This is a genomic window from Maribacter halichondriae, from assembly GCF_027474825.1.
Lineage (GTDB): Bacteria > Bacteroidota > Bacteroidia > Flavobacteriales > Flavobacteriaceae > Meishania > Meishania halichondriae.
This window is the reverse complement of the sequence record NZ_CP107030.1, coordinates 1,372,119-1,387,295: the sequence shown is the minus strand read 5'-3', so window position 1 is coordinate 1,387,295 and position 15,177 is coordinate 1,372,119. Positions and strand designations below refer to the sequence as shown.

Genomic DNA, 15,177 nt, shown 5'->3' with positions numbered 1-15,177 from the left:
AATGCACAATTTTTTGCAAAACTCTGTATTATTGATTCATATCGATCCAATTATTCGGTTTCGATCAGGTTATCTAAACGTTACCATATTAAATCAATGTTAAGCGGGTTCGGTCTATTAGTATTATCTTTACATTTGAAGATAATCAACTTAGGTTTTTCATGAAAAAGAGCGATATTCGGATACTTTTGGTAGACGATGAACCGGACATTTTAGAAATTGTCAAGTATAATTTATCTTCAGAGGGTTATGAGGTTTTCACGGCCAAAAATGGTGCTGAAGGCGTTGCCAAAGCAAAGAAAAAAAGCCGCATTTGATTATACTTGATGTGATGATGCCCGAAATGGATGGAATCGAAGCCTGTGAAATAATTCGAAATACTCCTGGTCTTGAAAATACAATTATAACATTTCTCACCGCAAGGGGAGAAGACTATTCACAAGTCGCAGGTTTTGATGCCGGGGCCGACGACTATATTACGAAACCTATAAAACCAAAAGTTTTGGTGAGTAAGGTAAAGGCTTTGTTAAGAAGATTGAAAGATGAGGCCAATCAGCAAGAAGATATCGTAACGGTAGGCAACATCGTCATTAATCGAGAAGAGTACAAGATCGTCAACAACGGTAAAGAAATCGTACTTCCACGAAAGGAATTTGAATTGCTGGCACTGCTGACCTCAAAACCTAGCAAGGTTTTCAAACGTGAGGTAATTTTAGACAAAGTTTGGGGTAACGAGGTGGTTGTGGGTGGCCGTACCATCGATGTGCATATTCGTAAACTAAGAGAGAAAATCGGCGAAGATCACTTCAAGACCGTAAAGGGCGTTGGCTATAAGTTCGTTCTGTAATGGCTTCTCGCTTGAAGAAATCATACAAGTTCGCTTTACGCTCTTCCCTTTTTATTACCCTTATCCTTTTAATATTCATGCTTGTCTTGGTCTTTTACGGCGACCAGATTGAAGCGTATTGGCTACCTATAGTATTATTCAGCATGATCGTCTTCGTTGTCACTTTTGCAGTGATACAGATCAGGGTCGAAAAATTTATTTATAAGAGAATAAAAAATATATGACGATGTGGCCCTTTTAGAGTCCACTTCTTTGACATCGGGCCCGATTACCACCGATATGCGTACCCTTACCGAGGAAATAGAAAAATTCGCCAAAGACAAAAAAATAGAAATAGACACACTTAAGATCCGCGAAGAATACCGTAAGGATTTTCTAGGTAATGTGTCCCATGAATTGAAAACACCGCTCTTTACCGTACAAGGCTATATAGAAACTTTGTTGGATGGTGCCATTGATGATAAAGGCATCCGGAAGAAATATTTACAGCGGGCCGCCAAGGGCGTTGATAGACTGATTTACATCATAAAGGATCTCGACCTGATCACAAAGCTCGAAGTAGGGGATTTGAATCTTGAAAAAGAAGTTTTTGATATTGTAGAACTTATCGAAAGTGTGTTCGAACTGTTGGAGATGAAAGCCACCAAGAAAAAAATCACACTGACTTTTGACATTAATTATGATGAACCCATTTATGTGCAGGCTGATAAGGAGAAGATTCAGCAGGTCGTTACCAACTTATTGGTCAACTCGATCAAATATGGCCATAAGGACGGTACGACCGAGGTCAGCGTCGAAAACCTTATAAAAAACAAGGTGATAGTTCGGGTGACCGATAATGGCGAGGGTATACCGAAAGTACACATTCCGAGGCTTTTCGAACGTTTCTATAGGGTCGACAAAAGTGGAAGCAGAAGCGAGGGCGGCTCTGGTCTGGGGCTTGCTATCGTAAAGCATATTATGGAGGCCCACAACGAAAAAATCTACGTCGAAAGCGAAATTGGTGTGGGTTCCGAGTTTTCTTTTACACTTGAGAAAGCTAAAAAATCAGTTTCTTGATGAAGTTCTGAACATGTTGTATTTCCTTAGCTTTGCGAGGCTCTAAAATTTCTTTTTATGGGAAGCAAGAATAAGTTAAAACGATTCAAAGAGAACGAGACTTTTCAAAATGTGGTTCAACCGAATCGGATCGACATTGAATCTGGTGCTCTCGTACTCAAAGGAAATTGGAAAAAACACTTTGGCAATGAAAGTCCTATTGTACTCGAATTGGGATGCGGAAAGGAGAGTACACCGTCGGACTCGCTAGACAGAATCCTGATAAAAACTTCATTGGAATAGATATTAAAGGAGCACGATTATGGCGTGGCGCCAAAACAGCTTTGGAAGAAAATCTTCTTAATGTTGCGTTTCTAAGAACGCAAATCGAACTTATCGATCAGCTTTTTGATGCAAACGAGGTTTCTGAAATCTGGATAACCTTTCCAGATCCCCAAATTAAATACAAGCGTACCAAACATCGCATGACGAACGCCGATTTCTTGAAAAAATACCGTAAGGTTCTCAAACCTGACGGACTCGTACATCTAAAGACCGACAGCGAATTTATGCACGGTTATACACTAGGGCTTCTTCACGGACTGGGCCTTGAGATAATTTATGCAAATCACGATGTATATAAAAATGAGGGAAGTCCGCAAGAAGTCATTGGAATACAAACATTCTACGAAAATCAGTACCTTGAAAGGGGAAAACCCATTACCTATATCCAATTCAGGATAAACTGATTTATGGAACACCTACTGATTCTTTTTTTGCCACTTTTTCTGCAGCATTTATGGCTACGGTACCACCTGGCCTGTTGAACATGAACGCTGCCAAGACCAGTGTGGATAAGGGCAAGCTAAATGGCGTGATTTTTAGTCTAGGAGTTTCCTCCATGATTATGATACAGGCCACCATAGCAGTTTATATCTCGAAGTTCTTGTACAAAAACCCCGAGGTCATCGATTGGCTGCTAAAATTCGCTTTGTTGGTATTCGCTTTTTTTGCGGTCTATTTTTTTATTGCGGCAAGAAGAAATAAAATCAAGCCTCCCAGAAAGGTACAGGTGAGCAAAAGAAACAGTTTCTATAAAGGCTTTCTGCTGGCAGCAGTAAATTTATTGACCATCCCCTACTACAGTGGCCTTAATGCCATGTGGAATGCTTCAGGTTGGATCAAGTTCGATATAACCGATATATTGACTTTTGTCTTGGCCGCTGGTTTCGGTACTTTTTCGGTCCTCTACCTCTATGTGTTCTATTTCAATAAATTGGAGACCAAAACGAATCGTTTTTCAAAAAACAGTAATTATATTTTAAGTGCTTTGATGTTGTTACTTTTAATGATTACCATTATTCGAATATTTTATACATGACTAATCCTGATAATAAAAATTTTTTTGAAAAAGTGTACGAGGTGGCAAAACAAATTCCTTATGGAAGGGTTACTTCCTATGGTGCCATCGCCACATATTTAGGTACTGCCCGAAGTGCGAGAATGGTGGGTTGGGCTATGAACGGAGCCGGAGGTATGGAAGATGTACCTGCGCATCGTGTCGTCAATAAAATAGGGCTACTGACAGGAAAGCACCATTTCGATGGAACAAATCTCATGCAACAATTACTGGAAAGTGAAGGAATCAAGGTTGTCGACAACCAAATCATTGATTTCGAAAAGCATTTTTGGGATCCCTTCAAAGAATTGGGGTAGCTAGGCCTAGCTGACTTGTGCCATTTTTTGCATCTAAAAGCTGACAGGTCTGAGCATTGAAAATTTAATCAAAACTCAATGTAAAGACAGTACGGTCATTTGAGCTTACCTGAATGTTTCCGCCATGCAGATGCATAATCTGTTTTGAAAGACTAAGGCCAATACCCGTTCCGGTATCTTTTGTGGTGAAGAAAGGCACAAAAATCTCATCGATAAGTTCAGGCGGAATTCCAGGACCATTGTCTATGACCTGAACGTATTTTTTATCTTGGTTGGTGAGTCCGGCTACAATTTTTACTTTACCATTTTCCAAACCTCGTAACGATTGAAGCGCATTTTTGCTGAGGTTGATCAAGATTTGCGAAATCTGTTTTTCATCGATGTACAGTTCAAGATCTTCAGGGTTTGAAACAACTTCAAAGGTAATTTGGCCATGGTCATTTTCCTGATTCATTAAAATTTTTACTTTTTCTAAAAGACGTTTGGCGTTTACAAGGCTTTTGTCGGGTTTCGGGAGGCTTAGAAAGCTTCGGTACGATTGTACGAATTCCATCAGGTCACCACCTTGTCCTTTAATGACTTCAAGGCCTTTGACCGTATTTTGTATATGGTCTTCATTGAAATCTTCTAAAGACATCAATCCGCGGTCTGTTTTGTAGTATTTCAATATCGATTCTGAAATGGAGGTAATCGGTGTAATGGTATTCATGATTTCGTGTGTCAAAACGCGTATCAATTTCACCCACGAATCGGTCTCTTTTTCGTCAAGTTCTTTATGGATGTCTTGTACGACGACCAATAAAAGCTCCTTATTTTCAAAGGTTATTGAAGTAGATTTCAGTGCCAATTGCTTCTTCTCCCTCTCATTGGAAAGTTGTACCAGTTTTCGTTCAAAAGGTTTGAGTTCTTCGAACAGTTCGTACAGTTTTTGGTCGACCTGCGATAATTGTTTAATATGGTTCAGCGGGGTATAATCGAACAGTTTTTCGATAGTACGGTTGGCAAAGAGAATGTGGCCTTTTTCGTTGATGGTCAAAATTCCGATATCAGCCTGTTTGATGATTTCTTGGTAATACTGCTCTTGCGCCTGTTTTTTAAGATGGATTTCCTGAATCATCTCATTAAGCATGTTGAGACTATGGTTAAGCTCTTCCAATGATTTTACACTCAACTTTTCAGGAAAGCGCAAGGTAAAATCTTCATTTTTGATGGCATCGAAGAAATAAGCAATTTTTCGGTTGGTCTGATTTACATAGTGGATTAGAAATGAAGTCAGCACTATCATGAACAATAAGGCAAGCCCGGCCAAAATATATTGTTCCCTAAAGAAAAAATAACCGACGGCAAGCCCTGCAAGCGAAATAAATATGATACGAAGTATCAATTGTAAATAAATATGTCGGCTTACCATAGGCAAAAAAGTTCAAGTTCAAGTTCAAAAGTTATGAGTTTTTAAACATAATTTTGATTACTCATTACTCATTACTCATTATTTATTACTGTTCACTGCCAACCGCAACCGCCAACTTAGCAATCATTTCCCAATTTTCTTCATCTTATTATAAAGTGTTTGTCTTGAGATACCCAATTGCTCGGCCGCTGCGCTATAGTTGCCCTCGTTTTGGTTGAGGGCATTCGTAATCATCAAAAGTTCCATTTCTTCCAAGGTTTCCGGGCCGGAATCTACCGAAATGGATGTTTTGACGTTTAATAAGAAATCTTCGGGTTTTAATATGTTTTCTTCCGAAAGTATGACGGCACGCTCAATGGTATGCAAAAGTTCACGTACATTACCCGGCCACGGATAGGTCATTAACTTTTCTTGGGCCGCCTGATTGATTCGTAGACCTGGTTTTCCATATTTCGAGATGTATTTGTTCAGGTAGAAATCAGCCAATACCAAAATGTCGTTATCTCTTTCACGAAGCGGTGGCACCTCGATGGAAATCGTATTGATGCGATATAGCAGATCTTCACGAAAAAGACCGTCGGCCACCATTTTATCCAGATTCTCGTTGGTAGCACAAATCAAACGAATATCAACTGGAATCCGTTTGTTCGAACCTACTCGCACAATGGTCTTATTCTGTATGGCGGATAATAATTTTGCTTGCGTCTGAAGCGATAAATTACCGATTTCATCTAAAAATAAGGTACCCCCATTGGCCGCTTCGAATTTACCGGCGCGGTCTTCCTTGGCATCGGTAAATGAACCTTTTAAGTGACCAAAAAGTTCGCTTTCAAAAAGATGTTCTGAAATGGAGCCCATATCAACGGCAATAAATACTTCATTTTTCCGAGCGGAAAGTCCGTGTAATTCACGTGCTATCAATTCTTTTCCTGTTCCATTTTCCCCTGTGACCAAAACGTTGACATCTGTCTTGGCCACTTTCCCGACCAGTTTTAGAACCGAGTTGAGGGCTTTCGAATTACCGATAATATAATTCTTGTTCTGATTGATATGTTGTTTTAGGTTGTCTTCTTTCTGTTTGAGTTTGTTTATTTCCTTGCGCGATTTTCGTAATTCGTTAGCTGATTTAACCGTAGCGAGTAGTTTGTCATTGTTCCAAGGTTTCAATACAAAATCGGTGGCACCTTCCTTCAATGCTTTTACGGCCAGATCAACAGCTCCGTAGGCCGTCATCATAATGACCGAAATCTGCGGCGCTTTTTTTGGATTTCCCGCAGCCAGAAAAGTCCTTCGTTACCCGTATTTACTCCAGCGGAAAAATTCATATCCAACAACACGATATCGAAATCCACTAAATCGGGAAAAGAAGAAATTTGATTCGGATTCGAAATGGTCTTGACCGTCTTGTATTCGAACTGCAACAAAATCTCAAGTGCGCTCAGAACACTCTTATTATCATCAACGACCAATATTTTTGCATCCAGCATGGTAAAAAGGTATTATGGTAAACTCTCTTACCAAAAAACATTCCGTTTAAGGTCGTCAAGACGTACAAGAAGGTTCTTGACCGAATACACGGGCGATATAACGTTTTTTAAAACTACGATTTGAAATCGATACTACTAAAGAAGTGTAAAAAAATTTGACAGCTATTGTACAACTATTTTACACCTGTACAACGAGGTCAACGAAAAATAAATTTCAATCACTTGATAAACAGCAATTTATATTCTTGGCATAAGAGTAGTATCTAGTTTGGCACATCAATTAAATTATGACTTTAAGATTTTTAATACCATTTGTATTTTTCCTGTTGCTAGGTGCAAATACTCTTGCCCAGGAAAAGTGGACGCTTGACGAGTGCATCGCCCATGCCTTGGAGCACAATCTTCAGCTGAACAATTTTGAATATACCGCGGATGCTGGCAGGGAGGACTACCGACAGTCGATTCGTAATCTTTTACCAGTAGTCAATGCTAGTTCGAACTACACTGTAAATTCTGGTAGAGCGGAGGATCCAAATACGGGAACCTTTGTCGTGCAAGATTTTTTCTTCAACAATTATTCGTTACAGTCGAATATCGACTTGTTTCAGGGTTTTCAAAAAATCAATGCCATCAAGGCCTCTAAATTTCTATACAAAGCGGCAAAAGAAGAGAGCCTACAGCAGAAATATTTGTTGGCTTTTCGTGTCATGCAAGCTTTTAATGATATTCGGTTTTCTGAAGGGTTGGTCGCCATTGCCAATGAGCAATTGGGCGTTTCCAAAACCAATTACCAATTGGTCGAGAAACAGATTGAACTTGGTCTGATGGCTGGCGCAGATTTGTACGAAGCAAAATCCGCATTACTAGCGGATGAACTCAATCTGACCCAAAGCGAAAACCAACTGGCCGCAGCAAAGTTGGCCTTAATTCAAGAAATGAACCTAGAAAATACTTCCGAGATAGAGATCATACCCAACATCGCCCAGGTGACGGAAACTGAAACAGCGCCAAAGATGCAATCGGACTCTGTCTATTCGAAAGCGCGTGAATTTTTACCTTTAGTTAAGGCGCAAGAACTTCGCGCTCAAGCTGCAAAAAAACAGGTGGGCATAGCCAGAGGAAATCTCTATCCTTCATTATCGCTTTTTGCCGGTGTAAGTACTGGTTATTTTGAAACCTTTCGGGATAGTTTAGACAATACCCTACCCTTTCGCGAACAATTCAGGGATAATACCTCGCAGTTCTACGGATTGAGCCTGAATGTTCCCATCAGCAACGGTTGGTCAGCTCGCTCAAGGGTAAAACAAGCTAAAATCGAAAAACTTAGACAAGAGAATAATCTTGAGCTGCAAGAACAGGTACTCTTTCAAACTATTCAACAATTGGTACAAGAATACAACTCATTATTGGTAGAGTTGGAGCAAAGTGGGCAAAATATGGAAGCCCAACGTATGGCTTTCACCATTGCCCAAAAGCGTTATGAGAAAGGAATGGTCAATGGTATTGAATTGTTTACGGCAAAAAATCTTTTTGCAAGTGCGCAAAATGAAAATCTACAGGTTCGATTGCGTTCCGAAGTCAATAAGACCACATTAGACTTTTACAGTGGGCTGCCGATTTTTAATATTAACTGATACAAATGAATGGATTTCCGCCTTCGCGGAAATGACAAAAAAAGAATTATAAAAAATGGATATACAATTAGAAAAGAAAAAAGGACTACGTCCAAAACACTTTGGCTATATCGCCCTTGGGCTGCTATTGTTGTTCGCTGCCTATCAATTGATTTTTGCGACATCGGTCTCCACATTTCGTACCGAAAAGGATAAGCTTTCCATAGCCGATGTAACCCAGGGCAAGTTCGATGACTATATCACCATCAACGGTAATGTGGCTCCCATCGCTACGATTTATATGGATGCCTACGAAGGCGGTCGCGTAGAAGAAAAATTAATTGAAGAGGGTGCGATGGTCAAGAAAGGCGATATCATTCTAAAGCTGGACAATATTAATCTCTACGAACAAATCTTACAGAGCGAAAGTGGTCTGGCATTAAAACAGAACGATTTGCGTCAGACCAGATTGACTTTTGATTCGAGACAGGTAGAAGGTAGAAGATCGTTGGCCACCGCCAGCACCGAACTTCAAAGATTAAAAAGGAATTTCGAGCAGAATAAAGCCCTATTCGAAGAAGAATTGATTTCGAAGGAAGTGTATCAACTGTCAAAGGAAAATTATGAACTATCACAAAAACAATATGAAATCGTAAAAGTACAGACGGAGAACGATAACGAATTGCGTGAAACTTCGCTACCGGTTTTGGAAACCGATCTAAATCGAATGCAAAAAACATTGGGCATGGTGTACCAACGCCTTGACCATCTGAACGTGCGCGCTCCGGCAGACGGGCAATTAGGGTTCTTGGATGCCGAGATCGGTCAAAACATTACCCAAGGGCAGCGCATCGGGCAGATCAACGTATTGACCGATTATAAGATCGAGGCCAGTATCGACGAGCATTATATAGATAGGGTACAGCGTGATTTGGTTGCGACCTTGGACCGTAACGGCAATGAGTTTCCGTTACGTCTTAGAAAAGTCTACCCAGAGGTGCGCAACGGAAAATTCAAGGTCGACTTGGTTTTCACGGCGGAAAAGCCTGAAACTATTCGAACCGGGCAGAGCTATAATATCAAATTACAATTGGGTGAATCTAGCGATGCACTTTTATTACCTAAAGGAAGTTTCTTTCAAAGCACCGGCGGCCAATGGATCTTTGTTGTCGGTCCGGATGGAGATGAGGCGTTGAAACGAAATATCCGAATCGGAAAACAAAACTCTAGATATTACGAAGTTTTGGAAGGTCTGCAAGCGGGTGAAAAAGTGATCACTAGTAACTACGATAGCTTCGGGGAAGCCGAAAAGATTGTGTTAAAATAGCATATAACCGTCACTAAATAAGAATACGTAAGTCTTTAATTATAACAACTAAAATCAATCGAAAAATGATACAAATTCAAAACTTAAAAAAGAGCTTTAGAACCGAGGAAGTAGAAACTTTGGCACTGAACAATGTAAATCTAAAAGTTGAAGATGGCGAATTCACTGCTATAATGGGGCCTTCAGGTTGTGGTAAATCGACCCTTCTGAACATAATCGGTATGTTGGACAACCCCACAGAAGGCAGTTACCAATTTGCAGGACATGAAGTAGCCGGACTCAAAGAACGTCAACGCACGGAACTACGGAAAGGAAATTTGGGCTTTGTTTTTCAGAGCTTTAACCTCATCGATGAGTTAACCGTATTCGAGAATGTCGAATTGCCCCTTATCTACCTCAAAATGAAAAAGAGCGAACGCAGGGAAAAAGTGATGAAAGTCTTGGAGCGTATGAAAATAGCCCACAGGGAAAAACATTTTCCGCATCAGCTTTCGGGAGGCCAACAACAAAGGGTGGCAATTTCAAGAGCCGTAGTTACAAATCCGAAATTGATTCTCGCGGATGAGCCAACAGGTAACCTTGACTCCAAAAACGGCACCGAGGTAATGAACCTGTTAACAGAATTGAACCAAGAAGGCACCACTATTGTGATGGTAACACACTCGGACCACGATTCGCATTATGCACATCGAGTGGTCAATCTTTTTGATGGGCAAATTGTTACCGAAAGCCATAATAGAAAGATCGGGGCAATGATATAAGTAGTGTCTAGACCTGTTCGGTTTTAAAAACCCGACAGGTCTTTACGGGAAAGTTTGTTCATCAATCAAAATCAATCATCATGTACAAGAATTATTTAAAAATTGCTTGGAGAAGTCTTAAAAAACAACCCTTTTTTACTTTTCTGAATACCTTCGGGCTAGCTATCGGTATTGCTGGAGGTTTACTTATTTCATTATATATTCATGACGAACTAAGTTACGACACCATGTTTGCCGATGCCGAACGTATACATCGCATTCATGCAGATATTAAATTCGGAGGGGATGGTCGAAAGTTTGCGGTAACCCCAGCCCCTATGGCTGAAACTGTACAAAACGATTTCTCCGAGGTTGAATTGGCCATGCGATTTCGTACACAGGGAAGTATATTGCTTCGTAAAACAGGTACAGAAGCAAACATTAAGGAATTGCAGACTACTTTCGTCGATTCAACTTTCTTTAAAATGTTCGGGTTAGCGTTATTATCCGGGGATATTAAAACGGCCCTAAAATCACCCAACACATTGATTTTGACCAAATCTGCTGCTGAAAAACATTTTAACAGCAATGACGCAATCGGTCAAACCTTAATTTTAGATAATGATGACTCGTATACAGTAACTGGGGTAATAGCTGACTTTCCTCAAAATTCATTTTTAAGAGACCATACAGTTTTTATGGCGATGTCTGGATACGAAGATTCGCGCATTGTGAATTGGGGAAGTAATAATTATCAAACGTATATCAAGCTGATTCCATCGGCGAATATCGAAGACATACAACAACCGTTAAGAGGTTTTTTAGGCAAGTATGTTGTTCCTGGGGTACAGCAGTTTATGCCGGGTATTACGGAAGAACAATTTAAAGCGGCGGGCAATTATTTGATATATAGCACGATGCCCATGACCGACATTCATCTAAAGTCTGATAGGGTAGCCGAAATAAGTGGTAACAATGATATTCAAAGTATTTATATACTTTCATTTATTGCCATATTTCTTTTGGTTTTAGCATGTGTAAATTTTATGAACCTTTCGACGGCACATTCCCTGAAAAGGGCGAAGGAAGTCGGTATTCGTAAAACCTTGGGGTCAAATAGGGGCGAGCTCATAAGACAGTTTTTAATCGAATCGGGCTTGGTTTCTTTTGGGTCGTTATTACTAGCAATTATTTTGGCGATTATACTCCTTCCCTTATTCAATGATCTAGCTGACAAAGATATTTCTATGCCTTATGCAAATCCATTTTTCTGGTTGATTTTAGTTGGATCTGGTATTTTACTAGGACTATTTTCTGGTAGTTACCCTGCTTTCTTTATGTCTAAATTCATTCCCGTTAAGGTCCTAAAAGGCACGGGTAACAACAGCCTTGGAGGAAGTAAAGTTCGAAATGGATTGGTAATTTTCCAATTCGCTATTTCGGTGTTCTTAATTATAAGCACACTGGTGGTATATCAACAATTAGATTACATTCAAAATAAAGACCTTGGTTTTTCAAAAGATCAGGTTTTGATAGTCAACGATGCTTTTTCCCTTGGCAATCAAGCCGAATCTTTCAAAGAAGAGGTAAAAAAATTAAGTTACGTTGAAAATGCCACCTTGAGCAGTTATTTCCCAACACCATCATCTAGATCTGATTCTACTTTTGCACCAGAAGAAGGACTAACCGACCAAGAAAATGCTGTTAGTATGCAACGATGGGGAGTTGATTTTGATTATGTGTCGACAATGGACTTTGAGATTATTGCGGGGAGGGAGTTCGATCGCAATTTCAAGAGTGATTCTACCAGTATCATTGTGAATGAATCTGCTGTATCAGTCATGGGAATTTCGCCACAGGAGGCAATAGGTAAGCGCTATACCCCAGATATGGGAGATGAGAATCCCGAGTATTATACCATTATCGGCGTTGTTAAAGATTTTCATTTTTCACCTTTTAGGGCAGAAATAGAATCTTTAAGCCTTCACCTGACCGATAGAGCATACGCGCTGGCGGTTAAATTGGAATCTGGAGATTTTTCAAAAGCATTGGCTGGCATTGAGGGTATTTGGAATAAAGTAGCGCCTGGTCAACCATTTGATTATTATTTTATGGAGGACTCATTTAATGACACATATCAGTCAGAACAGCGATTGGGTCGCATATTTTTCATCTTTACTGCGCTTTCCATTTTAATTGCTTGTTTAGGTCTTTTCGGGTTGGCTGCCTTTAACGCTGAAAAACGTACCAAAGAGATAGGCATAAGAAAGGTGCTCGGAGCAAGCGTAAGTCAGATTTCATACAAACTTTCAATAGACTTTCTAAAACTGGTGGGCATTGCCATTCTTGTTTCACTGCCCTTAGGTTGGTTTGCGATGAACAAATGGCTCGAAGACTTTTCGTACCGCATTGAAATAGGGGTCTGGGTGTTTGTTTTGGCCTCTTTTTTGGCCGTGGTCATCTCGATTATTACTGTGAGTTATCAGAGTATTAAAGCCGCGATTGTAAATCCCGTAAAAAGCCTGCGTACCGAATGAAATAGAAAAATCATCCTCGATCAAAAACAACAATCATGTTTAAAAACTATATAAAAATCGCTTGGCGAAACCTCCTTAAAAATCGAGGTTATTCATTGATAAACATATCAGGACTCGCTGTTGGTGTATGTTGTTTTATCCTAATAGCGCTGTATGTCAAAAATGAATTCAGTTATGATCGGTTTCATTCAAACACTGATAGGATCTATAGGGTATGGCAAGATGAAAATTATGGGCCTAAAGAGGAATTCGTAAATACGACGACTCCTGTCTCGATGATGAATGTGTTAAAAAGCAATTACCCAGAAATTGAAGATGGTAGCCGGGTTTATCGTTTTAATGCCCTTGTAAAAAGGAATGAATCCGAATTCAATGAAGAGGTCAGGGCTGTCGACCCTGCCTTTTTTCAACTATTTGATTTTGAGCTTCTAGAGGGCAATGCCTCCGCTCCATTTTCAAGCACAAATTCGATTATCCTTTCAGAAGCTTCTGCAAAAAAATATTTTGGTGAAGAGAATCCAATTGGCAAATCACTTTCTGTGGAGTTTGATGAAGAAGTTAGATTCTTTGAGGTTTCGGCGATTGCGGCCAATCCTCCTCAAGAATCGAGTATTCAATTCGAAATGCTGGTTTCTCTTGAAAATGAAGCCTTGTTTTTTAGTGAAAGGGCGAGAGAGAGTTGGTTCAATGTCGTAGTTGAATCGTACCTGCTGCTAAAACCCAATCAGTCCGCCGCACGATTAGAAGATAAATTCCCAACAATCATAAAACAATATTTGGGTGATAATTATGAAGAAGGCACGTTTTTTATTCATCTACAACCCATATCAGAAATACATCTTGATCATTCTTTGCCCCCAGGTCTTGAACCCATTTCAAACCCGAAATATGCCTATGTAATGGGCACAATTGGATTTTTAATATTGTTATTGGCCTGTATCAACTTTGTGACCTTGTCCGTCGGCCGTTCTTTTTCAAGGGCGACCGAAGTAGGGGTAAGAAAAGCATTGGGGGCTTTCCGTAAGCAAATTGTTCACCAGTTTTGGGGTGAGGCTTTATTGATTACGATTATGGCAGTCTTGGTTGGTGTATTTCTGGCCTTTTTGTTTCAAGACACCTTCAACTCCCTTACAGGTAAATTTCTTTACATCAATTTTGACTTAAGCTTTTGGTTGATCACACTTGGTTTGATTGTATTTATTGCGCTGATAGCAGGAATCTATCCTTCCATAGTACTTTCGAAATACAATCCTATCGAGGTTCTAAGAAGTAGAATGGTGAAAGGTGCTTCAATGGGACTTTTCGGAAAAAGTTTGGTTGTAACACAATTCGTGGCTTCTATTGTTATGCTTATTGGCACCTTGATGATCGGAAGGCAAATAGATTTTTTGGTCAACAAAGATCTCGGGTATCAAAGAGACGCTATAGTTGTTGTACCAACGAATATGTCAGGAGATGAGGCCGATACTTTTGCCCAATTGTATGTTGCTGAACTTAAAAAACAACCTATGGTAGCCGATGCTTCGCGGTCGATGCTCAGTTTTGCCCAGAACGGTTGGATTAATGCTGGTTTTACCGATGGGAAAAATACATACCGCGAATTTGTTGTTAACAGTGTGGATCCAGGGTTTCTTAAAACACACAATATTCAAATTACCGAAGGAAGGGATTTTCTTTTAGGGAATGCCAGCGACGCTCAAAACGGAGTATTGGTAAACGAAACATTTGTGAAGCGATTTGGTCTTCAAAATCCGATTGGTAAATCTTTCGATAAGTTTGACATTACAATTCTTGGGGTGATGAAAGACTTTAATTTCGAGTCTTTGAGCAATAGTATTGAGCCCCTACTGTTGACTATAAATCTAGATCCGATTTTTAAGCACGTGGAAAATGCTGAATTACAACACACGACACAGCCAAGGGTTTCAGTGCGGCTTGAGGCACAAAATATGACCTTTACTATTGCGACATTGAAGAACATCTGGGAAAAAACCAATCCTGGGCAAGAATTTGAATATTCCTTTTTGGATGAAGCTTTGTCCGCACAATATCAAAATGAATTGAGGTCAAAGAGTGTTGTCAACATTGCTTCGATTCTTTCCATATTCATATCATGCATGGGATTATTCGGATTGGCCACCTTGACCGTAGCCAGAAGGAAGTCCGAAATAGGTATTCGAAAAGTTATGGGCGCGAATATAACCGACATTGTACGGATGATTTCGAAAGACTTTGTCAAATTGGTTTTAATCGCCACATTGATTGCATTTCCAATCGCTTGGTGGGCAATGGATAAGTGGTTGCAAGGTTTTGCCTATAATGTTGGTATCAATTGGTGGACCTTTGTTTTGGTTGGAATTATTGTTGTCGGAATCACCCTGATTACCGTAAGTTTTCAATCTATCAAGGCCGCACTGACCAACCCGGTAAAAAGTTTACGTACAGAGTGAAACTTTTTGAC

9 protein-coding genes and 4 pseudogenes are annotated in these 15,177 nt (G+C 39.9%); 10 read left to right on the top strand and 3 right to left on the bottom strand.

The window, feature by feature from the left end; genetic code table 11:
• Positions 1–161: 161 nt before the first annotated feature.
• The 5 genes and pseudogenes from N8A86_RS06240 to N8A86_RS06220 all read left to right on the top strand — a co-directional run bounded on the left by N8A86_RS06240 (position 162) and on the right by N8A86_RS06220 (position 3,601).
• A pseudogene (locus N8A86_RS06240) lies at positions 162–847 on the top strand (response regulator transcription factor).
• Between the two features lie 143 nt (positions 848–990).
• Positions 991–1,906 (top strand): annotated as a pseudogene (locus tag N8A86_RS06235) (sensor histidine kinase).
• Positions 1,907–1,963: 57 nt separating this feature from the next.
• Positions 1,964–2,634 (top strand): annotated as a pseudogene (gene trmB, locus N8A86_RS06230) (tRNA (guanosine(46)-N7)-methyltransferase TrmB).
• Between the two features lie 3 nt (positions 2,635–2,637).
• Positions 2,638–3,266: pseudogene (locus N8A86_RS06225) on the top strand (LysE family transporter).
• Entirely contained in the window at positions 3,263–3,601 is a 339-nt protein-coding gene (locus N8A86_RS06220; RefSeq protein WP_273568264.1) for an MGMT family protein, read from the top strand. Before N8A86_RS06225 ends, N8A86_RS06220 begins: the two are co-directional and overlap by 4 nt.
• Positions 3,602–3,665: 64 nt before the next feature.
• Here the strand turns inward: N8A86_RS06220 and N8A86_RS06215 are convergent, their stop codons facing one another.
• The 3 genes from N8A86_RS06215 to N8A86_RS21420 all read right to left on the bottom strand — a co-directional run bounded on the left by N8A86_RS06215 (position 3,666) and on the right by N8A86_RS21420 (position 6,499).
• Positions 3,666–5,012, bottom strand: a complete 1,347-nt coding sequence (locus N8A86_RS06215) for a sensor histidine kinase (protein ID WP_273568263.1) — start codon at positions 5,010–5,012, stop codon at positions 3,666–3,668.
• A gap of 123 nt (positions 5,013–5,135) precedes the next feature.
• The gene (locus N8A86_RS06210; protein WP_337251749.1) at positions 5,136–6,248 is read right to left on the bottom strand and encodes a sigma-54-dependent transcriptional regulator; all 1,113 of its coding nucleotides are present in this window, start codon (positions 6,246–6,248) and stop codon (positions 5,136–5,138) included.
• Positions 6,245–6,499, bottom strand: coding sequence for a hypothetical protein (locus tag N8A86_RS21420; RefSeq protein ID WP_337251748.1), 255 nt, complete (start codon positions 6,497–6,499; stop codon positions 6,245–6,247). The genes N8A86_RS06210 and N8A86_RS21420 overlap by 4 nt, the downstream gene beginning before the upstream one ends.
• Positions 6,500–6,786: 287 nt before the next feature.
• On the opposite strand from N8A86_RS21420, the gene N8A86_RS06205 reads away from it, so the two are divergent.
• The 5 genes from N8A86_RS06205 to N8A86_RS06185 all read left to right on the top strand — a co-directional run bounded on the left by N8A86_RS06205 (position 6,787) and on the right by N8A86_RS06185 (position 15,166).
• Positions 6,787–8,133, top strand: coding sequence for a TolC family protein (locus N8A86_RS06205; RefSeq protein ID WP_273568262.1), 1,347 nt, complete (start codon positions 6,787–6,789; stop codon positions 8,131–8,133).
• Between the two features lie 55 nt (positions 8,134–8,188).
• Positions 8,189–9,439, top strand: a complete 1,251-nt coding sequence (locus N8A86_RS06200; protein ID WP_273568261.1) for an efflux RND transporter periplasmic adaptor subunit — start codon at positions 8,189–8,191, stop codon at positions 9,437–9,439.
• A gap of 65 nt (positions 9,440–9,504) precedes the next feature.
• Positions 9,505–10,200: an ABC transporter ATP-binding protein gene (locus N8A86_RS06195; RefSeq protein ID WP_273568260.1), complete on the top strand. Its 696-nt coding sequence runs from the start codon at positions 9,505–9,507 to the stop codon at positions 10,198–10,200.
• An 80-nt stretch (positions 10,201–10,280) separates the two neighbouring features.
• Positions 10,281–12,716 (top strand): ABC transporter permease, encoded by a 2,436-nt coding sequence (locus N8A86_RS06190; RefSeq protein WP_273568259.1) that lies wholly within the window; start codon positions 10,281–10,283, stop codon positions 12,714–12,716.
• Positions 12,717–12,751: 35 nt separating this feature from the next.
• On the top strand, positions 12,752–15,166 hold the full coding sequence (locus N8A86_RS06185; RefSeq protein WP_273568258.1) for an ABC transporter permease: 2,415 nt from the start codon (positions 12,752–12,754) through the stop codon (positions 15,164–15,166).
• Positions 15,167–15,177: the final 11 nt, after the last annotated feature.